At 69.2% G+C, this 22,948-nt stretch carries 26 protein-coding genes; 14 read left to right on the top strand and 12 right to left on the bottom strand.

Annotation, left to right across the window (positions count from 1 at the left end; all coding sequences use genetic code 11):
• Nucleotides 1-78: 78 nt before the first annotated feature.
• Complete coding sequence (locus ACWD5O_RS15660; protein ID WP_450085704.1) at nucleotides 79-882, bottom strand: phosphotransferase family protein; 804 nt, start codon at nucleotides 880-882, stop codon at nucleotides 79-81.
• A gap of 275 nt (nucleotides 883-1,157) precedes the next feature.
• Nucleotides 1,158-2,111, bottom strand: a complete 954-nt coding sequence (locus ACWD5O_RS15655; protein WP_450085703.1) for an NAD(P)-dependent alcohol dehydrogenase — start codon at nucleotides 2,109-2,111, stop codon at nucleotides 1,158-1,160.
• A 183-nt stretch (nucleotides 2,112-2,294) separates the two neighbouring features.
• Here ACWD5O_RS15655 and ACWD5O_RS15650 point away from each other — a divergent pair, with 183 nt between their 5' ends.
• A complete protein-coding gene (locus tag ACWD5O_RS15650) occupies nucleotides 2,295-2,828 on the top strand; it encodes a transposase (protein ID WP_450085702.1) in 534 nt (177 codons plus the stop codon).
• 30 nt (nucleotides 2,829-2,858) lie between these two features.
• Here ACWD5O_RS15650 and ACWD5O_RS15645 read toward each other — a convergent pair whose 3' ends face one another.
• Together ACWD5O_RS15645 and ACWD5O_RS15640 are read right to left on the bottom strand one after the other, a co-directional pair.
• Entirely contained in the window at nucleotides 2,859-3,278 is a 420-nt protein-coding gene (locus ACWD5O_RS15645; protein WP_354965320.1) for a hypothetical protein, read from the bottom strand.
• 164 nt (nucleotides 3,279-3,442) lie between these two features.
• The gene (locus ACWD5O_RS15640) at nucleotides 3,443-3,736 is read right to left on the bottom strand and encodes a helix-turn-helix domain-containing protein (protein WP_354965321.1); all 294 of its coding nucleotides are present in this window, start codon (nucleotides 3,734-3,736) and stop codon (nucleotides 3,443-3,445) included.
• 355 nt (nucleotides 3,737-4,091) lie between these two features.
• Here ACWD5O_RS15640 and ACWD5O_RS15635 point away from each other — a divergent pair, with 355 nt between their 5' ends.
• From ACWD5O_RS15635 to ACWD5O_RS15620, 4 genes are all read left to right on the top strand, one after another.
• Nucleotides 4,092-4,730, top strand: a complete 639-nt coding sequence (locus ACWD5O_RS15635) for an HD domain-containing protein (RefSeq protein WP_354965322.1) — start codon at nucleotides 4,092-4,094, stop codon at nucleotides 4,728-4,730.
• A 99-nt stretch (nucleotides 4,731-4,829) separates the two neighbouring features.
• The gene (locus tag ACWD5O_RS15630) at nucleotides 4,830-5,750 is read left to right on the top strand and encodes an NADP-dependent oxidoreductase (RefSeq protein ID WP_450085701.1); all 921 of its coding nucleotides are present in this window, start codon (nucleotides 4,830-4,832) and stop codon (nucleotides 5,748-5,750) included.
• A 26-nt stretch (nucleotides 5,751-5,776) separates the two neighbouring features.
• Nucleotides 5,777-5,917: a hypothetical protein gene (locus ACWD5O_RS15625; RefSeq protein WP_450085700.1), complete on the top strand. Its 141-nt coding sequence runs from the start codon at nucleotides 5,777-5,779 to the stop codon at nucleotides 5,915-5,917.
• Nucleotides 5,918-5,931: 14 nt separating this feature from the next.
• Nucleotides 5,932-6,459 carry an inositol monophosphatase family protein gene (locus ACWD5O_RS15620; RefSeq protein ID WP_450085699.1) on the top strand — a complete coding sequence of 176 codons (528 nt, stop codon included), beginning with the start codon at nucleotides 5,932-5,934 and terminating at the stop codon, nucleotides 6,457-6,459.
• 26 nt (nucleotides 6,460-6,485) lie between these two features.
• Here ACWD5O_RS15620 and ACWD5O_RS15615 read toward each other — a convergent pair whose 3' ends face one another.
• Nucleotides 6,486-6,926: a hypothetical protein gene (locus ACWD5O_RS15615; protein WP_450085698.1), complete on the bottom strand. Its 441-nt coding sequence runs from the start codon at nucleotides 6,924-6,926 to the stop codon at nucleotides 6,486-6,488.
• A 313-nt stretch (nucleotides 6,927-7,239) separates the two neighbouring features.
• Between ACWD5O_RS15615 and ACWD5O_RS15610 the strand changes: the two genes are divergently transcribed.
• Both ACWD5O_RS15610 and ACWD5O_RS15605 read left to right on the top strand, forming a co-directional pair.
• Nucleotides 7,240-8,337 (top strand): sensor histidine kinase, encoded by a 1,098-nt coding sequence (locus ACWD5O_RS15610; protein ID WP_450085697.1) that lies wholly within the window; start codon nucleotides 7,240-7,242, stop codon nucleotides 8,335-8,337.
• Nucleotides 8,322-8,969 (top strand): response regulator transcription factor, encoded by a 648-nt coding sequence (locus ACWD5O_RS15605; protein WP_450085696.1) that lies wholly within the window; start codon nucleotides 8,322-8,324, stop codon nucleotides 8,967-8,969. The genes ACWD5O_RS15610 and ACWD5O_RS15605 overlap by 16 nt, the downstream gene beginning before the upstream one ends.
• Nucleotides 8,970-9,000: 31 nt before the next feature.
• On the opposite strand, the gene ACWD5O_RS15600 is transcribed toward ACWD5O_RS15605, so the two are convergent.
• Complete coding sequence (locus ACWD5O_RS15600; protein WP_450085695.1) at nucleotides 9,001-9,924, bottom strand: hypothetical protein; 924 nt, start codon at nucleotides 9,922-9,924, stop codon at nucleotides 9,001-9,003.
• Nucleotides 9,917-10,456 carry a hypothetical protein gene (locus tag ACWD5O_RS15595; protein ID WP_450085694.1) on the bottom strand — a complete coding sequence of 180 codons (540 nt, stop codon included), beginning with the start codon at nucleotides 10,454-10,456 and terminating at the stop codon, nucleotides 9,917-9,919. The genes ACWD5O_RS15600 and ACWD5O_RS15595 overlap by 8 nt, the downstream gene beginning before the upstream one ends.
• A gap of 233 nt (nucleotides 10,457-10,689) precedes the next feature.
• Here ACWD5O_RS15595 and ACWD5O_RS15590 point away from each other — a divergent pair, with 233 nt between their 5' ends.
• Complete coding sequence (locus ACWD5O_RS15590) at nucleotides 10,690-11,034, top strand: ArsR/SmtB family transcription factor (RefSeq protein WP_450005122.1); 345 nt, start codon at nucleotides 10,690-10,692, stop codon at nucleotides 11,032-11,034.
• Between the two features lie 154 nt (nucleotides 11,035-11,188).
• Here ACWD5O_RS15590 and ACWD5O_RS15585 read toward each other — a convergent pair whose 3' ends face one another.
• Together ACWD5O_RS15585 and ACWD5O_RS15580 are read right to left on the bottom strand one after the other, a co-directional pair.
• Entirely contained in the window at nucleotides 11,189-12,832 is a 1,644-nt protein-coding gene (locus tag ACWD5O_RS15585) for an MDR family MFS transporter (protein WP_450085693.1), read from the bottom strand.
• Nucleotides 12,829-13,296 (bottom strand): MarR family winged helix-turn-helix transcriptional regulator, encoded by a 468-nt coding sequence (locus tag ACWD5O_RS15580; RefSeq protein WP_354965326.1) that lies wholly within the window; start codon nucleotides 13,294-13,296, stop codon nucleotides 12,829-12,831. The genes ACWD5O_RS15585 and ACWD5O_RS15580 overlap by 4 nt, the downstream gene beginning before the upstream one ends.
• A 75-nt stretch (nucleotides 13,297-13,371) precedes the next feature.
• Between ACWD5O_RS15580 and ACWD5O_RS15575 the strand changes: the two genes are divergently transcribed.
• The 5 genes from ACWD5O_RS15575 to ACWD5O_RS15555 all read left to right on the top strand — a co-directional run bounded on the left by ACWD5O_RS15575 (nucleotide 13,372) and on the right by ACWD5O_RS15555 (nucleotide 17,011).
• Nucleotides 13,372-13,746 (top strand): acyl-CoA-like ligand-binding transcription factor, encoded by a 375-nt coding sequence (locus tag ACWD5O_RS15575; RefSeq protein ID WP_450085692.1) that lies wholly within the window; start codon nucleotides 13,372-13,374, stop codon nucleotides 13,744-13,746.
• 87 nt (nucleotides 13,747-13,833) lie between these two features.
• The gene (locus tag ACWD5O_RS15570; protein ID WP_450085717.1) at nucleotides 13,834-14,028 is read left to right on the top strand and encodes a hypothetical protein; all 195 of its coding nucleotides are present in this window, start codon (nucleotides 13,834-13,836) and stop codon (nucleotides 14,026-14,028) included.
• 231 nt (nucleotides 14,029-14,259) lie between these two features.
• On the top strand, nucleotides 14,260-15,018 hold the full coding sequence (locus tag ACWD5O_RS15565) for an SDR family NAD(P)-dependent oxidoreductase (RefSeq protein ID WP_450085716.1): 759 nt from the start codon (nucleotides 14,260-14,262) through the stop codon (nucleotides 15,016-15,018).
• Between the two features lie 210 nt (nucleotides 15,019-15,228).
• On the top strand, nucleotides 15,229-16,179 hold the full coding sequence (locus ACWD5O_RS15560; RefSeq protein WP_450085691.1) for an alpha/beta hydrolase: 951 nt from the start codon (nucleotides 15,229-15,231) through the stop codon (nucleotides 16,177-16,179).
• A 148-nt stretch (nucleotides 16,180-16,327) separates the two neighbouring features.
• Entirely contained in the window at nucleotides 16,328-17,011 is a 684-nt protein-coding gene (locus ACWD5O_RS15555; RefSeq protein WP_450085690.1) for an HAD family hydrolase, read from the top strand.
• A 75-nt stretch (nucleotides 17,012-17,086) separates the two neighbouring features.
• Here the strand turns inward: ACWD5O_RS15555 and ACWD5O_RS15550 are convergent, their stop codons facing one another.
• Nucleotides 17,087-17,698: an alpha/beta fold hydrolase gene (locus ACWD5O_RS15550; protein ID WP_450085689.1), complete on the bottom strand. Its 612-nt coding sequence runs from the start codon at nucleotides 17,696-17,698 to the stop codon at nucleotides 17,087-17,089.
• A gap of 304 nt (nucleotides 17,699-18,002) precedes the next feature.
• On the opposite strand from ACWD5O_RS15550, the gene rph reads away from it, so the two are divergent.
• The gene (gene rph / locus ACWD5O_RS15545) at nucleotides 18,003-20,600 is read left to right on the top strand and encodes a rifamycin-inactivating phosphotransferase (protein WP_450085688.1); all 2,598 of its coding nucleotides are present in this window, start codon (nucleotides 18,003-18,005) and stop codon (nucleotides 20,598-20,600) included.
• 66 nt (nucleotides 20,601-20,666) lie between these two features.
• Here rph and ACWD5O_RS15540 read toward each other — a convergent pair whose 3' ends face one another.
• Nucleotides 20,667-21,494: an SAM-dependent methyltransferase gene (locus ACWD5O_RS15540; RefSeq protein WP_450085715.1), complete on the bottom strand. Its 828-nt coding sequence runs from the start codon at nucleotides 21,492-21,494 to the stop codon at nucleotides 20,667-20,669.
• Between the two features lie 128 nt (nucleotides 21,495-21,622).
• Nucleotides 21,623-22,903 (bottom strand): MFS transporter, encoded by a 1,281-nt coding sequence (locus ACWD5O_RS15535; protein ID WP_450085687.1) that lies wholly within the window; start codon nucleotides 22,901-22,903, stop codon nucleotides 21,623-21,625.
• Nucleotides 22,904-22,948 lie beyond the last annotated feature (45 nt).

The following is a 22,948-nucleotide window of genomic DNA, read 5'->3' as shown; positions in this document are numbered from 1 at the left end:
GCCGGGCCATCACCATGCCCACACTCGGCCAACCGCAGACAGAGATCAACTAATGCCCGAACGATCCATGATCAACCACTAGCGAAAGACCGAGGCTAGTGTCTCGAACCACTGCCCCGTGAGTTCGCGCGCTCTGCGGCGGACGTGGGTGATCCCCGACGGGCTGTTGAACGCGGCGAAGGGCGGCCACAGGAAGACGAGGATGGCGAGCTCTTCCGCCAGCAGCGCACGCTGCAGCGTGTGGCGCTCGGACGGCCGATGATCCAGGTAGGCGTCGATCAGAGCCCGGGGGACGGTCACGCCGGCGGGTGTGACACGGACGCTGAGGAAGGCCAGGTCGGATACAGCCCGACCGATGCCGGCCGCCTGCCAGTCACAGAACACCAGTGAGCCGGCAGAGTGCACGATGTTGTCTGTGTGGCAGTCGCCGTGGATGAAGACCGGCGGTAGTGCCCCAATGTGATCTTCAAGTTCGACGCGCCGGGAGACGAGGTCGGCAAGCTGCGGAAGCACGGGGGCCCAGAAGGCGTGGATCTCTTCCAGGTCCGGGTCGGCCAGGGCCTCGCGCAGCGCATCGGGGCGGTTCCAGCCCCCGCCCTTTGGTAGCGGCATGCTGTGTAGGGTGGCCAGCTCCCGACCCAGGCTTGCCCACATGCCTGCAGTCCATGACGCGGGCTCCTTGGGCTCGCCTGCCGCCTCAAGTAGCACGGCTACACCGTCCTCGGCATCCACGCAATCGAGAAGCCTCGGTGTGCGCACCGAGGCGACTGGCGCGACGTCCTGGTAGAAGAAGAGTTCCCGCCGAGCTGCTGCCAGTGCCTGCGGCCCCAGCAGGGCGGGAGTGACCTTAAGGTATGCGGTCTGCCCGTCGGTCGTGCGCACGGCACGGCACGGACCCCAGCGCCAGACCGGGACTCGAGCCGCGCCGCAGACACCTGGCCGACTACCCCGAACTCATTGAGCACCATCGTCATGAAATCGCTCGACATCAGAGCGGTTACACCTCGAACTCCCTCACCCGCGCTCCTGAGCGCCCACGGCAATGGCTTCGCCCTCCACGTCGTACGCTTCGGCGTTTCGTTTGACCTTACCGACGCACGCTCATCGACAGATCCGGTTGTTCGCGGCGCCGATCGCGGAAAATCTGCGGTCGCTGGTCAGTTGACGCTCACGACGACCTTTCCAAGGGCGCGTCGCTTACCCACGTGGGCCAACGCCTCGGGCGTCTCGTCGAGCGTGAAGGCCCGGTCGATGTGGATGACGAGGTCACCCGCCACGCAGAGATCGGCCACCGGTTCGAAGTGGGTCGGCCCTTCCCGGACGGCGAGCACGCCCAGCCGGCGGTGGGTGAGCCGGCCGGCCACCGCGCCGATCGTCAGGATGCGCAGCAGCGCCGAGACCGATCCGCCGACGCACCGGTAGCGGCCGCCGGGGGCCAGTGCCCGGCGGTAGGCGAACACCGATCGGTGCGCGACCAGATCGAGGATGAGATCGTACGGGCCGCTGCGGGTGAAGTCCCGGCTGCGGTAGTCGATCACCTCGTCCGCGCCGACGGACCGCATGAAGTCGAGCTTGCCCGCGTTGTCGACGCCGGTTACCTGGGCGCCGAGTCGTTTGGCTAGCTGGATCGCGAATGCGCCGGATCCTCCGCCGGCGCCGTTGATCAGGACCCGGTTGCCGGCTGCGGCGCCCGCGGTGCCCTGCTGTGCGATCACGCCCGCCTGTGGGATCGCCGACGCCTCGGCGAAGGTCAGGGCGGCGGGCTTGCGGGCCAGGACCGATTCGGGCGCGATCGCGTACTCGGCGAAACCGCCCTTGAGCATGAGGTTGTCGCCATACACCTCGTCACCGGGTCGGAACCGAGTGACGGCGGAGCCCACCGCGTCGACCCATCCGGCGATGTCCGAGCCGAGGGTCCGGCGTGCCGGGGAGCGCAGCCCACCGATGCGCGAATACAGTGGCGAACCTTGCAGAGTCTCCCAATCGCTCAAATTCACCGAGGTCGCCGCAATCTTGACGAGCACCTGTCGGGCAGCGGGGGAGGGCTTGGGGAGATTCTCGATTCGCAACCCATCCGGAGGCCCGTACCGGTCGTACACGACTGCTCTCACCTGGTACCACCAGCCCTTCGGGAAAGTAGGCCAGCCGCAGCACCCGATGCGTTCAGGGCCAGCAGCCTACGCCTCTTACTTAGCACGGCGGGACAAGCGGCTGGTCGACAAGGAGGCTGCACGGAGGGCCGGGGTTCCTTCCACCAGGCGAATGAGGAACAACGCCGTGGCGGGCAGCCTGACTTGAAGAAGTCCTTGAGCACGCCTCTGTTGAGCCACACCATGGACCTGCACGGCATCGGACCCTCCGGCGCCGCCCGGCTGCTGGTCGAAATCAGCGACATCACCCGGTTCCCGAAGCGAGCCCACTTCGCCTCCTGGAACGGCACCGCCCCCATCGACGCGTCATCCGGCGAGCAAGTACGCCACCGCCTCTCCCGCGCCGGGAACCGACAGATCAACCGGGTACTGCACATCATGGCCACGGTCCAGCTACGCAACCCCACCGAAGGCCGCGCCTACTTCGATCGGAAGAAAGCCTCCGCGAAGACATCAATGGAAGCGATGCGCGCGTTGAAACGACGCCTGTCCGACATCGTCTACCGACAGATGATCAACGACGCCACGACGGCTACGGCGGCGGGCCCGGGAGGACAACGGGAGACGACTACTGACTCCAGCGTGACCAGCTCACATCCCCATGCCGGCTCTTCGGAGAAGTCACTTCCCGGACCCGCCGCCACCCAGGATAGAACCCCGCTCCCCGCGATGGCTTGACACAGAGGGGAGCCAGAAGCGGACGTTCCGTCAGCGACCTCCACGGCGTGCCGTCAGGGTGACGAGGACGAGGACGGCAACGCCGAACATGGCGGCTCCGACAGCCCACCACCAGAAGAATCCCGAAAAGACCGAGGCGATCAGAAGGCCAATGCCGAGGCCGGCCAGCAGGCCGAGTCCGAACAAGGCCCGTGGGGGCAGCGCGAGGTACGGCAGGCGCCGCACCACGAGCACTTCCAGCCAGGTGCCGCCCACCGCTAGCAGTGCCGCGCCCACCCCGTCCACCGCGGACAGTCCGTGACCCTCGCTGATCGGCACGAGGACTCGACCCTCGTCACCGGCGGGAACGAAGAGAATGAGCACGCCGGCGACGACGAGCAGGACCGTGATTGCCACCTGGGTGCGCGGCACACTCCCGACATCGTGCGACATCGCTTCAGTCTTGGTCATCCGCCGGGCTCTCGACAGGAGCCGAATCGCCGAACATCGAAGCACGAAGATCAGGTTGTACGGACGGCCGTCGACCGCCGGCCCAGAGCTCACCACGAAGGATCCGCCGTTCAGCGCGTTGCCGGTGGAATCCGGGTCTCATTCGGCGGGACCGGGAACGGTTTTCACATGGTGACGCGACGGGCCGTGCTGAACCGGCGTTGGTAGGCGGCGGGGCTGATCGACATCCTCCTGGCGAAGAGCGTGTCGAAGGCCGGTTCCGAGGAGACGGCGCCCTCGACCGCGATCCGGACCCCGAGGTTCGATGTGACGTCCGCGCCGGCCGGCGACAGCAGCACGATCCGGTAGTCGGCGCCGAACCGGTTCGCCTCCTTGAACACCTGCGCGGGACCGGCAACGTCCAGCAGCGTCACTCCGTCGTAGACGAGGATCGCGACGCGATGGGGGCCAGCGTTCACCGCTCCGGTCCCTTTGTAGCCGGATCCGCGGGGTCAGCGATCCGTTCCCGCGGCACTGGCCTCAGTCCGGTCGGCGGAACAGAAGGCCCGGGCACCGTCTATTGGTAGCACGCTCCTACCGGAGATGACGGGGATCCTCGTGGGCGGGGTAACTCACGTCACGACTATTGCCGGTAACAAACTCCGCGGAATCTCGTCCCGCAACCGATGCCCGGTTGACCCATGCTCCCAACCCGGCATTCCGGTCCGGATATGAGTGATTCCTGGCCGGACGAGGGCGGCGACGACGACGATCGGTGGGCAGCATGGAGGTCAGACACACGGTCCGCACACATACCGCGGAAGGTCAGAGATCATGTCAGAGGTCATCGCGGGGTTGGAGATTCCTGAGACAGCGGCGGTCGCCGAAGCGACCAGGCGTATCCAGGAGACGACCAGCCCCCTCATCTACCACCACTCCCGACGAGTCTTCTTCTTCGGCCTGATTCACGCTGACCGGCTTGGCGTGAAACCGGACCCGGAACTGCTCTATCTGGCGGCCATGTTCCACGACACCGGCCTGCTGACTCCCTTTTCCGACGTCGAGCAGCGCTTCGAAGTCGATGGCGCCGACCACGCGCGCACGTTCCTCCTGGAACGGGGTTTCTCGACGGCCGCGGCCGAGACCGTGTGGACGGCGATCGCGCTGCACACCACGCCGGGCATCCCCGACCGGATGGCCCCGGAAATCGCGACCACGTACCTCGGTGTCCTGACCGACGTGCTCGGCCTGGGCCTGGACGGACTGGAACACGATCAGCTGGGCGAAATCCTCGCCGTCCATCCGCGAGGGGACTTCAAGAACGAGTTTCTGCGAGCCTACGTCGACGGGCTGAAGAACCGCCCCGAAACCACGAACGGCACCGTGAACTCCGACGTGCTCGAACACTTCATCCCCGGCTTCCAGCGCGTGACGACGGTCGAGCGAATCGTCGGTTCGCCCTGGCCGAGCTGATTGGACACCGGCTCACCAGCGCACCGACGACGGGCGATCAGCAAGCCGAGCCCCCAAAACCACTCCATACCGACGGACCTTCCTGGAAAGGAATCGAGCATGCGAGCGATCACCGTGAGAGACCGTGACGCGGGTGTCGGCGGCCTCACCCTGACCGACATGCCCTACCCGCACGCTGCGGAGAACGACGTCATCGTGCGCGTGCACGCCGCGGGCTTCACACCCGGCGAGCTCGACTGGCCGGCAACGTGGTCCGACCGGGCCGGTCGAGACCGGGCACCCAGCATCCCCGGGCACGAGCTGTCCGGAGTCGTGGTCGAGCTCGGCTACGGAACCACCGGCCTCACCGTGGGCCAGCGGGTGTTCGGACTGACCGACTGGGCCCGCAACGGATCGCTGGCCGAATACACCGCGGTGGAGGCTCGCAACCTCGCTCCCCTCGCGGCCGACATCGACCACACCGTGGCCGCCGCGCTGCCCATTTCCGGACTGACCGCATGGCAGGGACTGTTCGACCACGCCCATCTCACGACCGGCCAGACCGTCCTCATTCACGGCGCCGCGGGCGGCGTGGGCTCGATCGCCGTTCAACTCGCGCGGGAGGTGGGCGCCCGCGTGATCGGCACCGGCCGAGCCGACGACCGTGACGTCGCGCTCGGCCTCGGCGCGCAGACCTTCCTCGACCTGGACGCCGACGATCTGCGGCGCGTCGGCGAGGTGGACGTGGTGTTCGACGTCATCGGCGGCGACATCCTCGTGCGATCGACCGAGCTGGTGCGTCCGGGCGGCACCATCGTCACGATCGCCGTGCCACCTACCGTGCAGCCCAAGGACGGGCGAGCCATCTTCTTCGTCGTCGAACCGGATCGCGCCCGGCTGACCGACCTCGCCCAACGCCTCCGTACCGGACGGCTCAACCCCATCGTCGGCGCCGTGCGACCGCTCTCCGAAACGGCGTCCGTGTTCGCCCGCCACCGCCGCATGCCCGGCAAGACGATCATCCAGGTCGCGGACGAATGAGGAGGCTCGAATGGCCAAGGTGATAGTTGGAGCCACCCCACTCCCAGGCCGGGATCATGGCCAAGGAGATCGGCCAGCACGACCCGTTCCAATTGGTCGCCGAAATCGTCGATGTGTCCGCCCGCATCGCCCGCCCTCCACCGCACTGTGAGGGCGGCCTGGGCTGATAGCGTCGCTGCTCGTGGACGGCGCCGATGACCTGCGACTCGCGTTCGACGCGTCGGATCTGGCGGCGGGCCTCGCCCTCACCTACTTCGAGTCTGGCGTTTCGGCAACGCTGAAGGCCGACGGCACACCGGTCACGGAAGCCGACCGGGCAGTCGAGCAACTGTTTCGCGAGACGTTGTCTGGAGCGAGGCCGAAAGACGCCCTCCTCGGCGAAGTCAGCACCACGTCGGTGTTGGCTGATGCTCGGCTCGATGCTCTGGACGACGCGTCCCGAGCCCGTCTCCCACCGGGTGTGGCCCACGCACCGGCAAGCCCCCTCCCGCTCGTCGAGCTTGTTCGTGGCGAGATCGATGCCTTCCTGGTCGAGCGCTACCACATCTGGGATCACGCGCCATGGATTTCTCTCGTCGAGGAAGCAGGTGGCCGTTTCACCGATCGAACCGGAGGACAGGCGGGCGATCAAGGCAGTGGCCTGTGCTCCAACGCCAACGTGCACAGCCAGTTGCTCACCGCGCTGCGATACCCGCGCCGTGGTCGGTGAACAACCGGCACGTGCCCGATGCCCGATCAGCGTGCCGTGGGAAAGGCGGAGCGCAGTGCGGAGCCGCGGGTGATGAACGCGACTCGGATGATCGGCAGCATGCAGACGACCTGCGACACGGCGTACCACGGCGGGCAGATGCCCGGGATCAGGTCGACGCCAATGATCGCGATCGGCACGATGAGGGCGAGGCCGCTCACGCGCTCGAAGGCCCGTCGAGATCCCTGGGAACCGGAGACGGTCATCCGGTAGATCAGCACGGCGACCACCGGCAGCAGGACTGCCCGGACCCACATGAAGGTGTTCACCGTGTGGCCGCTGATGGACACAAGGATCACTCCCAGGAGGGCGAGGGCGCTGAGTGCGGCGTACACCTTGATGTTGATCTTCGCCGTGTCGAAAGCGCCTTGGATGTGAGGGCTTTTGATCATCACGGCCTCGGTGGTGTCGTGCGTGTCGGTTTCCATGCTCACCGACGTTAGGAACCACTGGACCGACCCGGTATGGGCCTGGACGCACGGATGGGTGGGGATAGACCCACTCCCGGGCTGACCAGCGCAGTAGCCGGCTCCGCGCGGTGCGACAGTGGAAGCGTCCGACGGAAGGCGAAGGAAGAACATGAGACAGCTGGGCTCGTGGGTGAGGCGTGCCGGCGTGGGGTTCGGGCGTTCGTGCGTCGTTACGGCCGTCACCATGCTGGTCCCGGCCGTGTGGGCTGCCGCCTTCGCGGTGGGGATCTGGTGGGGGGCGGGAAACCCGTGGTCGTGGGTAGCCCCTCTCGTGCTTGTGTGCGTAGGCACGCTCGCCCTGTCCCGGCCGGTCTGCCGGATGATCCGCTTCCTGGTCGCGAGGTGGACCGCGACCGTCATCCCGGACGGATACCGGCAGGCCGGGCCGGTGACACGGATGTCCACCGGGTACTGGTGGAACGGCTTCTCCTACGAGCGCAACCAGCGGGATGCCCTCATGGATCAGAAGTGGCGGGTCCGCTGGAGCGACCCTGCCAACTGGCGCGACCTGCGGTTCACGGGGATCGCGCCGCTCACCGCGGGCGTGGTCGCGTCCCTCCCGCCGGCTGGGGTGGCCGCGGCGGTCCTCGGGCTCGGCCAGCCAGAGCCCGCCGCGCGCCTCGTCGGGGCACTCGGCGTGGTCGTGGCCGTCGCCTCCGCCCCGTACGCCTGGCGGCCCATCGAGCCGGTAGCCGTCCGCTTCCTGCGCCCGTCGCCCGCGATGGCGCTGGCGGACCGGGTGGATGAGCTAACCGCCCAGCGCGCGGACACGACGGTCGCCCAGGCCGCCGAGATCCGCCGGATCGAGCGAGACCTGCACGACGGAGCGCAGGCACGCCTGGTCGCGCTCGGGCTGTCGCTGGCCACCACGGAGAAGCTGATGGAGACCGAACCCGACCGGGCCAAGGCGCTGCTGCGGGAAGCGCGGGCCGGCGCCACCGCGTCGCTGGCCGAGCTCCGCGAACTGGTCCGGGGGATCAGCCCGCCGGTGCTGAACGAGCGGGGGCTCATCGATGCCGTCCGCGCTGTCGCCCTGGACAGCCCGCTCGAAACCAGCGTCAATGCTGATCTTCAGCTACACCTGGACCCGCCGATCGAGTCCGCCCTGTACTTCGGGATCGCCGAACTGCTGACCAACGCGGTCAAGCACGCCCACGCGTCCCGGGCGCGAATCTCCATCACCCGGGACGACACCCACCTGATCGTCGACGTCGAGGACGACGGCCAGGGCGGAGCCACCGCACACACCGGCGGAGGACTCGCAGGGCTGCGCCGCCGCCTCGCGATCTTCGACGGCACCGTCGACATCAGCAGCCCGGCCGGCGGCCCGACCCGTGCGAGGATGGCGGTGCCATGCGAATCGTCGTAGCCGAAGACCTCTACCTGCTGCGCGACGGGATGGTCCGCCTCATCGAGGCGTACGGGCACCAGGTGGTGGCCACGGCAGCCACCGGGCCCGAAACGCTCGACGCGCTGCTGAGGTGGCGGCCGGATGTTTCCGTCGTCGACGTCCGCATGCCGCCGACCCAGTCGGACGAGGGCCTGCGGGCGGCTCTCGCCGCACGCCGCGAACTACCCGGACTACCGATCTTCATCCTGTCCCAACACGTCGAGCAGCTGTACGCCCGCGAACTCCTGGCCGCCGGCGCCGGTGGCATCGGTTATTTCCTCAAGGAGAGCGTGTTCGACGCCGACCAGTTCGTCGATGCCCTGCAACGCGTCGCCGACGGCGGGACCGCCATGGACCCGGCCGTCATCACGAAGCTGCTCTCCAGCGGGTCCTCGAACCGGCGCCTCGAAAAGCTCACCGACCGCGAACACTCCGTACTCAGCCTCATGGCCGAGGGACTGTCCAACCAGGCCATCGGTCAGCGCCTCTTCCTCAGCGAGAGCGCGATCAGCAAGTACACCACCTCCATGTTCGACAAGCTCGGCATCACCGATGACGACGACACCAACCGCCGGGTCCGTGCGGTCCTCACCTACCTGAACAAGCCCTAGCTAGTCTGACCACGCTGCGCCGGACGCTCCGTCAGGCGCCGCTTCGCACGAAGGTCTCCTCGCCCCATGATCCGTCGTCAGCGTCCAGCCGGATGATCAGCCGGTCGCTGGCGCAGCGGTACGACCCCTCCGAATCCGCCATCACCGAGCTGATGTCCAGCTCTCTGGCGCCGACCCGTACCACGTTGACGTCACCTGCCGTCACGCCGTCCCGCTGCCGGTACCGGCCGTCTTCGGCCGTCCACCGATACGTCTGTATGCCCCGCCGGACGTTGCGCACGGTGTGGCCGTTGAGGGAGCCCTCGGCGACGGCCAGGTCGAACAGGTCCGTAGCGGTGCCGTCCGTCCGGTAGGCGCTGGCGAAGCCGGTCTCTGGACCGCTGGTGAGGTCCACGTTGGCGTCCTGCCGCAGCCCGGCCATCGTGCCCAGCGGTGAGTCGGCGGGGACCGGCAGATGGTACTGACCGGAGGCGAGCCGCCACACCCCGACGAGGCAGCCATCCTGTCCGGTCGCTGCCGCCCGCCCAGGATTCCGGTGTACGGCGGCAGCGGCGGCGGAGGCGCCGAGCAGCGTCAGGGCGGCGGCCCCGGAGATCAGCCACCGGCGGTGTCGGGCGCGCCCGACCATGGACAGCGCCGCCGCCAGCACGGCCATCCCGACGAGCATCTGACGGACCGCGTCGGCGTGCAGCGTGCCGAGACAGTTTCGCACCGCCGCCGCCGACTCCTCGTTGACCGTGCCGGCCCGCACGTCGATCGGCGCCGGCAGCCCGCGCAGTCCGTCGATGCACTCGGCCCGCTGGCGGGTGAGCGCCGCGTCGATGAGCACCGTCTGCCAACCGAACACGCTCGTACCGACGACCGCGGTCACCACGGCGACGAACCGGCCGAGGGCCGGTGACGGCAGCGGAGGGGTCACTCCGGCCAGGGCGGGGCCGGCTGTCGTGTCACTCACCGTCGATGTTCCCGCCGTCCACCCCGAACCGGGCGACGAACGCCTCGCGCACCGCGTCGCGCAGCACCGCGACCTGGTCCTCGGTGAGCGCCCAGCGCGGGTCGCGCGCTGCGGCCGTGACCGCCTCCTCGATACGCAGCACCTGACCGGGGCGCAGCCGCACCGTCCGCGGCGGCGCCTCGCCCGGGCGGCTGGCACGCCACCGCCGGCCGAGCCGGCGCAACCCTCCGCGCACCGCGTCCGTGGCCTGCGCCTGCACCGCGTCGCGCAACCCGGCGAGCGCGACACCGGTCAGCACCATCACGTACGGCAGCAGCGGCTCAACGACCTCCGGGAAGCCCCCGCCGCCGGCCTCGCCGCCCCCCACCCGCAGAAGATCGCGCGGATCGTCCCGCCACCGCGACGGCCGACGCTGGTACGCCGGTTGCAGAAACACCAGCAGCGGCTCCTCCTGCGGAGCTACCGCCCGGATGGCCAGCCGGACGAGATCCTCCTCGACGCCGCCGCCGGCGGCCTGCGTGGTCGGGCTCATTGCGATCGTGTCTCCGGGCAGGTGGGTCGGGGCGCGGTGCGACGATCACGTTAGGGCCGGGCGCCCGAACAGCGCGATCAGCAATCAGACAGTCACGGTTGGTGAGATGGATGGTTCCACCGCCCTCGGACCTCTGGTCAGTTCGGGTAGCCATCAGGGTTTTCGTCCGGATTCATCGACCTGTCGATGGTGTTGATGAAACGATAGGACGCGTGGGAGCTGCGAAAACTGCGATGCCTGCTATCTCGCCACTGGCTGGCGAGCCGATCAAGCGTGCCGATGCCGAGCGGCTCGCGGGGGTGCTGAAGGCATTCGCCGATCCAGCCCGGCTGCGACTGCTCAGTCTGATCCAGTCCGCGCCGGAGGGCGAGGCGTCCGTGAGTGACCTCACCGCGCCGCTGGGGCTCTCCCAGCCGACCGTGAGTCATCACCTCAGGATCCTCACCGAGGCCGGCCTGCTCGAGCGCGAGAAGCGCGGCGTCTGGGCGTACTACCGCCTGGTGCCGTCCGCGATCGCAACGATCGCCGACCTGCTGACGCCCCCTCGCAAGCGGGCGACGAAGAAGGCCGCCCGCTGAGCGGCAGTGTCGGAGACCACGCCGTCGTCGAGAGTCAGCGGTGTCGCGGCTCGCCGGTCAGCTCGGTGTTCGTCTGCCCGTTCGGTACGACCAGATGGCGGCGGGGCCGCCGCCGTCCTTGGACGGCAGCGGCCCCGGGTGGTACGGCCCGACGTCAGCGCCGGTCGGTCGTTCCGTTCCGTGCGGCGTCGACGGACACCTGGTCGAAGGCCGGTGCGCCGTCGACCGCGTCGGCGGCGACGGCCGCCGACGTGGCGCTGTCCGGCAGGTCCAGGCTGGTCCGCAGGGTGACCGGCTTGAGCAGGAGCGCGGCGATGACGCCGACCACCGCGATGGCGGCGGAGATGAGGAAGATGTGTCCGGTGGCGTCGCCGTACGCGGCCCGGACGATGTGCTGGATCCCCTCAGGCAGAGCGGTGATGTTGAGATTGCTGCTGCCACCGGCGCTGTCGGAGGCGGGGATCCCGGCGGCGGTGAGGTCGCGGGTGATCTGGTCGGTGACCCGGTGGGCGAGGACGGCGCCGAGCACCGAGACGCCGATGGTGCCGCCGAGCGACCGGAAGAAGGCGACGCTGGAGCTCGCCGCGCCGATGTCCTTGAGGGAAACCGTGTTCTGGACGGCGAGAACCAGGTTCTGCATGGTCATGCCGACACCGGTGCCGACGATGAACATGGCGGCGCCGACCAGGACGAGCGACGTCTCGTGGTCGATGGTGCCGAGCAGCGCGAACCCGGCGACCAGAATGATCGAACCGGCGACGATGTACGGCTTGATCCTCCCGGTCTTGGTGATCAACCGGCCGGCGATAATCGAGGAGCCGAGGACCCCCGCCATCATCGGGATGGTGAGCAGGCCTGCCTCGGTCGGGGTGTAGCCGCGGCCGATCTGGAAGTACTGGCCGAGGAAGACGGCGCCGCCGAACATGGCCATTCCGACCGCGAGGCTGCCGAGGATGGCCAGCGCGGTGGTGTGCTGGCGCACGATACTGAGCGGGACGACCGGCTCGGCCGCCCGCGACTCGACCCAGACCGCCAGGGCGAGCAGGATGAGCGCGCCGCCCACCATGGCCACGGTCTGCCAGGAGAACCAGGCGAACGAACCGTCGACGAAGGAGATCCAGATCAGCAGCACGCTGACGCCGGCGGCGATCAGGCTGGCGCCCAGATAGTCAATCTTGACGTTCTCCCGCCGCAGGGTGGGCAGGTGCAGGGTGGCCTGGAGCAGGATCAGCGCGATGATGGCGACGGGCACGCCGACGAAGAAGCACCAGCGCCAGCCGAGCCAGGACGTGTCGACGATGAGGCCGCCGAGCAGTGGGCCGCCGACCGTCGCGACCGCCATGACGCCGCCGAGGTAGCCGTTGTAGCGCCCCCGCTCGCGCGGCGGGATCATGGCGGCGATCGCCACCTGGACGAGGGCCTGCAGACCGCCGACCCCGATGCCCTGGAACGCGCGGGCGGCGATGAGCTGGCCGGCGCTCTGCGAGAAGCCCGCAACGACGGAGCCGAGCAGGAAGACCACGATGGCGACCTGGATGAGGATCTTCTTGCTGAACAGGTCGGCCAGCTTGCCCCAGATCGGGGTGGTCGCGGTCGCGGTGAGCAGGGTCGCGGTGACCACCCAGGTGTACTGGTTCTGCGAGCCGTTCAGCGCTCCGATGATCTTCGGTAGAGCGGTCGAGACGACGGTGCTGCTCAACATCGCGACGAACAGCACCAACAGCAGGCCGCTGAGCGCCTCGAGCGTCCGCCGATGGGTCATCGGCTCAGCGCCGGTCATGGTGGTGGGTGCGCTCATCGCGCGGCCTCCAGCTTGTCGTGGTTTGCGAGTGCGACCTCGATGTCGCGGGTGAACCGGTCGAGTGCGGCGCTCAGCGCCTCCACCTCGCCGGGAGTCCAGTCGGCGAGTGCCCGCTCGAGCAGCTCGCCGTACCAGCTGTGGGTGTCGGCCAGGGCGATCCGGCCGGCGGGGGTGATCGCCAGGAGACTCGCCCGCTTGTCGGTCGGATCGGGCCGCCGTTCGATCAGGTCGTGCGCGACGAGCGCGGCGACGGAGCGGCTGACCGTCGACGGGTCGAGCCGGGTGCGCTGAGCCAGTTCATGGGCGTGGCAGCCGCTGGACAGCTGGTCGATATGCCGGAGAATCCCGACCAGGCCCAGTGGAACGGCCGGCCGCTCGTCAGCCCGACGCTGTCTCAGCAACCGGACAGTCCGCACCAGGCCGTGCAGTCGAAGGCCGAACTCACGAACGGCGTTGTCCACGTCTGCTCCCACCCCCGGTTGTTGGTTGCCTCAAGCAAGCATCTACCGATCTTGCACAACAGGCAAGTTTGCCCATTGAGAAGCGGGTGGACAGCACTGAGCCGGGCGGCCGAACGCTTCGCCGAGGAGGCGTTCGGCGATCGCGACCACGCCTGGCTGACCCGACGCCGGCAGCTGCGCGGGCACCCTGGCCTGGCCGCACAGCAGGTCGCGGCGTACACCGCGATCGAACGCGAGCTGGCCGACGACCTCGCACACCGGCTCACCGGCGCCGACGTGGCACTGCGTGCCCGCCTCCTGGCCGCGACCTTCCTGGCCATCCTGCGCGTCGCCGTCCAGCACTGGATCAACCACCCGGGCGGCCAACTGCAGCGGACCATCCGGTCCGCGCTCGCCGAAGCCACTCCCCCGACAGCGGCGGCAGGTCACCGGACGATCACGGGCGACTAGGGCGCGTTTCAGACGAACGCCCGACCGGCGGCATGCCCGGAGGGGTCCTGGGGATCCGGGTACGCCACCGAGGCGGCCACGGCGGCCCTGCGGTTCGGCTCCGTCGACTGCGGCCTGGACCGCATCATCAGCATTCGCCACGTCGAGAACGTCAGGTCGGCGCGGGTGATGGAGAAGCTGGGAATCACGCACGAATTCGACACTGTCGTATCCGGGCACGATCAACCCGTCGCCGTTCATGCGATCACCCGTGGCCGGTACCGAGCCCGCTTCGGTGCCTGAGCTGCGAGGACAAACACCCGCGGGTGGCGGTGGCCAGGGTCACCTCACCAACCGTTCGCAGAAGCGGACGATGACCGTCCGCCTGGGATAGCGTGCTGGATGCGGACGGCACTCGTCCGTTCCGGGATGAGCCCGATGGAGAACGAGACCTCGCACGGCGGCGCCGGCGGCTCGTGGGCTCGCCTCTCGAATCACCCAGACCCAGAACAGAGATGAGGACTCATCGTGTCCATGCGTTTCACCGACAAGGTCATTTTGGTCACCGGTGCCACCTCCGGCATGGGGCGGGCCGTCGTCGAGCGGGTCGCCGCCGAGGGAGCGAAGGTCGTCCTGGCCGCGCGCGGCAAGGATGCGGGTGAAGCATTCGTGGCCGAGCTGCGCTCCGCCGGGCGGGACGCGCTCTTCGTGCCGACCGATGTGACGGTCGGAGCCGAGGTGGAGGAGCTGGTTGGCCGGGCGGTCGACCACTACGGCCGGCTCGACGGCGCCTTCAACAACGTCGGCGCGGCCACCGCGCACGGTCCGGTCACCGGAATCGACGACGACGCGTGGGGCGCCGAGATGGCGCTCAACCTCAACAGCGTCTTCTTCGGCCTGAAGTACCAGATTCCCGCGCTGCAGGCGTCCGGCGGCGGGTCGATCCTGAACAACGCCTCCAACCTCGCGGTCACGGGCGCGGCCGGGATGGCCGCCTACAGTGCGGCCAAGCACGGCGTCATCGGGCTCACCCGGTCGGCGGCACTCGACGTGGCCGCGACGGGTGTGCGGATCAACGCGCTCGTCACCGGCGGCGTCGACACCCCGCTCCTGCGCGGCGCGATGGGCGAGAACCCGGAGGAGGCCCTGCGTGTCGCCGGCGCGATGCACCCGGTGGGACGAATCGGGCGGCCCGAAGAGATCGCCGCTTTCGCGGCCTTCCTGCTGAGCGACGAGACCGCGTTCATCACGGGGGCCGCTCTCGCGATCGACGGTGGCATGACCGCCGCGTGAGGGCAGGCATGACGGGACAGGCGGCTGGATGCGCGCCCGGAGAGAGTCCGGTGACCCGGCATCGAGTACGTGCCGTCCCGGCGTACGCCATCGGCACGGAACCGCCGGCATCGCGGATGCCGCCGCCGGGTCAGCTCCCGGCTCTCGTGCGGGCCGGGAGCTGACGCCTTCGTCGGCGGCGATCGTCCGATTAGTGGCATTCTTTCCCGCATGGCCGAACGGATCGATCTGCCGCTTGCCGATGCCGAACTGGCCGCCTTCATCGAGGCCGGTCGGCGGAACCCCGGCCCTCCTGCCAGAGCTGTCGGAGCGGCGGAGCTACGGCGCGCGCAACGGCTCCGTGTCGAAGCCCGACCCCCAGGCCCGGAGATCGCCTGGGTTGAGGACCTGACGGTCGGTGCGACCGATGTGCGGACCCGCCTCTACCGGCCATCGGCGGCGACTCGGCCGCTGGTGGTGTTCCTCCACGGCGGGATGTGGACGATCGGCGATCTTGAGTCGCACGACCGGGCGTGCCGCCGTCTGGCGGTCAAGACCGGAACGGCGGTACTGAGCGTGGACTTCCGTCGAGCGCCGGAGCACCCGTGGCCGGCGGCCGTCGATGACTGCGTTGATGTGCTCCGATGGGCCTCGACCAGCGGGGGTTCGAGCGCTGGCATCGGTGGCCCGACAGTCGTCATGGGCGACAGCTCGGGCGGGAACCTCGCCGCGCTCACCTGCCTGCGCCTGCGCGATGAAGGCGGACCACTGCCCGCCGCCCAGATCCTGCTGTATCCCAACACCGATCTGACGCTCTCCTATCCGAGTGTGCGGACGTACGCCACGGGTTGGGGCCTGAACGCCGACGACGTCGCGTGGGGGGCTGAGCAGTGGGTCCCGGACCACTCTCAGCGCGCCGACCCCGACGTCAGTCCGGTGTTCACCGCCGACCTTCGCGGGCTGCCGCCCGCCGTTGTCGTCACCACGGAGCACGATCCGCTTCGAGATGAGGGCGACGCCTACGCGGCTCGGCTGGCGGCAGCTGGCGTTCCGGTCACCCATCGCTGCGAGCCGGCGATGGTGCACGCATTCCTCACCCTCGATACCGTCTCACCCGCCGCGGCGGCGGCCGGAGACCGGGTCTTCGCCGACGTCGCCGATCTGGTCGACCGCCTCTGGTGATGTCGCATCCGGCGGGCCTTGGGACGCTCCACCGAGATGTCGGCGTTCGACCCGGGCTCCCGGCCCCTGCGGCTACAGCCTCCCCCGGATCCCGGGGGTAACCGCACCGACCGGGCTGGCCTGCGTCGCGGCCGGGATACTGGCCGCTGTGACGAACAAGGCGCTGATCCTCGACTTCGACGGCCTGCTGATGGATACGGAGACCACGCTGCTGGAAAGTTGGCGGTGTGAGTGGCGTCGGCACGGTTTGCAGCTCGACCCGACAGGCTTCTTCGCCGATCATGGTGGCGACGCGAACGAGACGCGTTACGCCGCGCTCGAAGCGGCGGTCGGGCTGACCTACGACCGCGCGTCCAGCCACGCGCTGCGGATGGCGCACCGCGCAGAACTGAACTCGGCGCTGGAGCCGGCGCCCGGCATCGTCGGATGGCTGGACCGGGCCGCAGAGCTGGGGCTGCGGCTCGCCGTGGCGAGCAGTTCCCCGATCACTCATGTGGGCCCCCTGCTGGAAAACGCGGGGCTGCTGGCGCGGTTCGAGGTGGTGGCAACCGGCGAGGAGGTGCCAGCGCACAAGCCGGACCCAGCCGTCTATCTGCTGGCGCTGGATCGGCTCGGGCTGCCCGCGGATGAGGCGGTCGCCTTCGAGGACACCGCGCACGGCGTGGCCGCGGCACATGCCGCTGGGCTTCGCTGTGTCGCGGTGCCGAACCCACACGCGGACCACGCCCGCTTCACGGCCGCGGACCTCCTGCTGCACAGCGCCGCGGACCTGTCCCTGGACGCGCTCCTGATCAGACTCGCGCGGTGCGCGAGCCGTCCCCCAACAGCGTGAGTCGGCCCGCACCATGGGAATTCGCAGATGCCTCGCTGGTCGCGGTCGCACCGCTTCCGCCAGGATCGCGGACGTTCATTGGCCGATGTCCAGCCTGATCACCTCTGCCACCTCGCTCAGGTCGTTGTCCAGTTGGTGATCGCGTCGGGGCAGCCGGTGCAGCTGCGCCTGCGGGATGACGCGCGCGTACAGGTCGGCATGCGACGGTGGAGCAGTGTCGTCCTGGAGCCCATGGAACACATGTACCGGCACGCCTTGCGGCAGCCTCGCGCCGAGGTTGTGCGGCAGCTCGAACTCGTCGCCGGGCCAGCCGCCCGCACCGACGAACGGAGCGGCGATAAGCACGATCGCCCTGAGCTTCCGCTCCGGTGGCCGCTCGGCGAGCGCGTTGATGAGGATCGTCCCGCCCACCGAATGGCCCGCGACGACCGCCCCGCCGTCCAAGGCCGCGATCTCCCGCCGGATGGCCGCGCTCCAGGTGGCGTAGCTCGGATCGTCCTCGTCGGGCATGCGCGGGTAACGGACCTCGTACCCGTCCCCGAACTCCCGCCTCAGGCTGTCGACCAGCTCGTTGTCCCATTCGTCGTGCGTGCCGGCGCCGCCGCCCTGGATGAACAAGATCTGCCCGGTCCCCGCCATGACGATCGTCTCCCACACATCCTGCTGTCCGTGCTCGGCGTTGACCACTACTGAGGGTCGACGCGTGCGGCATCCGAGATGGTTCAGCGGCCGGAGTGGGGCATCGCCTGCGGGCAGACCAGCGACGGCCTCGCGGAGTCGGAGAACTCGCCGCGCCACCGCTTGCCGGGAAGGGTGTCATCCCACAGCGGCAAGTGTTCCCACTTGAACGTATATCGCACTGCGGGGCTTGCCGCAAGACCCCGGTCCTGCCGCAGAATCGTCGACCGGAGCCGAGAACGGACGAGGAAATGGGGCACGACGTGGGTCTGACGTTGTCGATGCGGAGGACGGCTGCCTCGGAGGTATCGGGATGATCGAGCAGTACGTGTTGGGCTTCCAGGAGGTCGACGAGACGCAGGTCGCGATCGTCGGCGGCAAGGGCGCGCACCTGGGAGCGTTGTCGCGGATCGACGGCATCCGCGTACCGGACGGCTTCTGCGTGACGACGGACGCCTTCCGGCGGATCATGGCCGAGACGCCGTCGATCGACGATCGGCTCGACCGGTTGTCGCGTCTGGACCCGGACGACCGGGCGGCGGTCCGCGAGCTCAGCGCGGAGATCCGCCGGGCCATCGAGGGGGTCGTCCTCCCCGATGATGTGGCGGGGGCGATCACCCGGGCTCTCACTCAGCTCGGTGAGCGAGCTGCCTACGCCGTCCGGTCCAGCGCGACGGCCGAGGACCTGCCGACGGCCTCCTTCGCCGGCCAGCAGGACACGTACCTGAACGTCATGGGGCTGGCGGCGATCCTTCAGCAGGTCAGCCGGTGCTGGGCCTCGCTCTTCACCGAGCGGGCCGTGACCTACCGTCAGCGCAACGGCATCGACCACCGCGGCGTCCACATGGCCGTTGTCGTGCAGAGAATGGCCTTCCCGCACGCGGCCGGCGTCCTGTTCACGGCCGACCCCGTCACGTCCAACCGGAAGGTCGCCTCCGTGGAGGCCAGCTTCGGCCTCGGCGAGGCACTGGTCTCCGGGCTGGTGAACGCGGACGCCTACCAGGTGCGGGACGGGAAGATCATCGACAGGGCGATCGCCACCAAGCGGCTGGCCATCCACGCCCTGCCGACCGGCGGGACGACGGAGCAGGCGATCGACCCGCAGCGGCAGGAGCAGGCGGCGCTGACGGACGCACAGGTCGTGCGGCTCGTGCAGCTCGGGCGACGGATCGAGGCACACTTCGGCCACCCCCAGGACATCGAGTGGTGCCTGGTCGACGATGACTTCCAGATCGTCCAGAGCCGGCCGATCACCACGCTGTTCCCCGTCCCGGAGACCGGCGACGGAGAGAACCACGTCTACCTCTCCGTTGGTCATCAGCAGATGATGACCGACCCCATGAAGCCACTGGGTGTCTCCATGTGGCAGCTGACGGCCATGGCGCCGATGCAGGAGGTCGGCGGGAGGCTGTTCGTCGACGTCACCCGGCGCCTGGCCTCGCCCGCGAGCCGCGCCGGTTTCCTGGAGATGGCGGGCAGGGACGATCCGCTGACCAGGGACGCGCTGGAGACCGTCCTCGACCGCCACGACTTCGTCCCGGCGCTCCCGGACACCGGCCCCGGCGGGCCGCCGGTCGGCGGCGCGCCCGCGCCGATCGAGACCGACCCGGCCATCGTCACCGAGCTGATCGAACGCAGCCAGGTGTCCATCGCCGCCCTGCGGAGCAACATCCGGGCGAAGACCGGACCGGCGCTGTTCGACTTCCTGTTGGAGGCCCTCGACGAGCAGAAGCGGGTCCTCAGTGATCCATTGGGCATGCAGGCGATCATGGCCGGACTGCAGGCCACCTGGTGGCTCAACGACCGGCTGTGGGAATGGCTGGGCGAGAGGAACGCGGCCGACACCCTGACCCTGTCCGCCCCCGGCAACGTCACGTCGGAGATGGGGCTGGCACTGCTCGACGTCGCGGACGTGATCCGCCCGCACCCGGAGGTGGTGGCGTTCCTGCAGGGTGTCGAGGACGAAGGCTTCCTGGACGAGCTGCCGAAGCTCGCGGGCGGGACCGAAACGCGTGACGCCATCGAGGCCTACCTTGAGCGGTACGGCATGCGCTGCGTCGGCGAGATCGACATCACGAGGCCTCGTTGGCGCGAACGCCCCACCACGCTCGTGCCCGTGCTTCTGGACAACGTCCGGAACTTCGAGCCGGGCGCCGCCAAGCGGCGCTTCGAGCAGGGGCGGCAGGAGGCGGAGAAGAAGACCCAGGAGGTGCTTGAACGCCTCCGGGCGCTGCCCGACGGAGAGCGCAAGGCCGACGAGACCAAGCGGATGATCGACCGGGTCCGGACCTTCATCGGCTACCGGGAGTACCCGAAGTACGCCATCATCAGCCGCTTCCTCGTCTACAAGCAGGCCCTGCTGGAAGAGACCGAGCGCCTCGTGCGGGCCAACGTGCTCCGTGCGAAGGAGGACCTCTTCTACCTCACGTTCCAGGAACTTCACGACGTCGTACGCATGAACCAGGCGGATGATCAGCTCATCAACCGGCGGAAAGAGGCGTTCAGGTCGTACCAGACGCTCACGACGCCCCGGGTGCTCACTTCCGAGGGTGAGGGAATCAGCGGGGCGTACCGGCGCGAGGACGTGCCGACCGGCGCGCTGGTGGGCCTCCCGGTCTCCGGCGGGATCGTCGAGGGGCGGGCCCGCGTCATCCTGGACCTGGCCGAGGCCGCTCTCGAACCAGGCGACATCCTGGTCACCGCCTACACCGACCCGAGCTGGTCGCCCCTGTTCGTCGCGATCGAGGGGTTGGTGACGGAGGTGGGCGGTCTCATGACCCACGGGGCGGTGATCGCCCGCGAGTACGGCCTGCCCGCCGTCGTCGGTGTGGCGAATGCGACCAGGCTGATCCGGGACGGGCAGCGGATCCGCGTGCACGGCACCGACGGGTACGTCGAAATCCTGCCGTGACGGACCACAGACCAAGGAGATCCCACCAGCCCTGGTCGAGGTGACCGGCGGGAAGCTCTTACTCGTTCAGTGCTTGCGGCCTACCCCGCCGAAGGCGTCGATGTCGGCGGCCGTGTCGACCGCGTCGTCGGGTCGCCACTTCGGGCACGGCACGACGCCCGGCTCCACCAGGTCCAGGCCCTCGAAGAACCCGGCGATCTGGTCGGGCGAGCGCAGCGTGTACGGCGTCGCCCCGGTGTCGTTGTAGTCGTCCTGCGCCTGCTGCATCTCGGGGCTGATCAGGCTGGTGCCGTCGTTGAGTGAGAGGTAACTGCCGGCCGGCAGGGCCGCCAGCAGGTGCCGCGTGACCGACCGGGCCGTTTCGTAGTCGGGCACGTGGCCCATGACGCCGCTGAGGATGAGGCCGATCGGCTGCTGGAAGTCGAGCGTCTTGCCGGCCTCGGCGATGACCGCGGCGGGATCGCGCAGGTCGGCGTCGATGTAGGCGGTCCTGCCCTCGGCCGTGCTGACCAGCAGCGCGCGGGCGTGCACCAGCACCAGCGGGTCGCTGTCGACGTAGACGATCCGCGCGTCCGGCACGATCCGCTGGGCCACCTCATGGGTGTTGTTGGCCGTCGGCAGCCCCGTGCCGACGTCGAGGAACTGGCGGATGCCCGCCTCACCGGCGAGGAACGCGATCGAGCGAACCAGGAACTGTCGGGAGGCACGGGCAACATCAACGACACCGGGAAAGACCTGCCGGTACTGGTCGCCAGCCGCGCGGTCGACCTCGAAGTTGTCCTTGCCGCCAAGCCAGTAGTTCCAGATCCGCGCCGAATGCGGCACCGACGTGTCGATCCTCTGCTGCACGTCGACCTCGCCAACCTCGGGCCGGTCGGTCGCCTGCGAGTCCATGGTCACGACGAACCCCTCATCTCGACTGCGTACGTGAATCGGCTCTATCGGGGAAGTAGCCGCCCGCAATCGTGCCACGGTATAGAAGGCAGGCGATCCGCGCCACCACCCGACCGTTTCCCAGCCCCTTACCCGGCTTCACGCGAAACGCCTGCTGTCTCTGGTTGGCGACCGGCCGCTGCCAGATCGAGGTCGGGCACCGGAGCGGAATCGGGGCGGCGGGGCAGCAGCAGCGGGCTGGCGAGGATGAGCACTCCCGCGGCGGCGATGGCCGTACGCGCGCTGGTGACCTCGGCGAGCAGCCCGCCCAGCGCGCTGAGGATGGCGATGGCGGCGCTGCTGCTGATCGACCATGCCGACAGGGTGCGGGCGATGCGGTCGCGGGGCGTGTGTTCAAGGCGATAGGTGGCCAGCACCGGGTTGTACAGGCTCATGCTGATGATGATCGCGAGTTCGACGGCCATCACGGTCGCGAGGCCGACGACACCGGGCTGGACGAAGGCGAGGCCGATCAGCCAGACCGACCGCAGCGTGCCGACCGCGCGGAGGATCCGGTGCTGGCCGTACCGCGCCACGACACCGCGGGCGAGGCGGGAGCCGATGAGCCCGCCGACGCAGGGGACGGCGAAGGCGAGGCCGTACTGCCAGGGCGGGAATCCGAGCTCGCGGAGCAGTAGCACGGCCAGCAGCGGCTCCGTGGCCATGATCAGTCCGCTGACGAGCAGTTGGTTGAGGTAGAGCGCCCGCAGGCCGGGATGGGCAAGGAGGTGTCGCCAGCCGTCGAGCAACTCGTTGGCCCGGACCCGGCGTCTGCCGGTTGGCTGCGGGTGTTCCTCTCGGCCGCGGATCGCCGTGATGCCCAGCGCGGACAACAGATAGCTGAGTGCGTCGGCCATCACGGTGGTGACCGGCCCGAGCAGGCCGATCGCCGCGCCGCCCAGCGGCGGCCCGACCGCGATGGAGCTCCACGTCGTCGACTCGAACCGAGCGTTGGCCACGAGCAGGTCGTCCGGCCTGACGAGGGCCTTGAGGTAGGCGCCGCTGGCCGCGTTGAAGGCAATCTTGGCCGCGGCCACCACGGCCGAGACCACCAGGAGCTGGACGAAACTGAGCATGCCGAAGGCGTAGGCGACCGGGATCGTCATGATGATCGCGAACCGGGCCAGGTCCATCGCGATCATCACCGGTCGCTTGCGGCGAAACTCCACCCACGGCGCGAGGGGCAACGCGATCAGCGCGCCCACCGCCGGCCCCACCGCGGACAACACGGACACCTGGGCGGGGCTGGCATCCAACACCAGCACGGCGATCAGCGGGAACGCACCGAAACCCAGCCCCGAGCCGTAGGCGCTGGCCGCGTAGGCCGCCCACAGCCATCCGAACTGCCGACCCAGGGATCGTCTGACCACGCTCCGCGCCTCCCGTCCGAACAACCGGCCGTTGATCGCTCTGAG

This window comes from Micromonospora sp. NPDC005161 (genome assembly GCF_053599855.1).
This window is presented reverse-complemented; position numbering and strand designations above follow the sequence as displayed.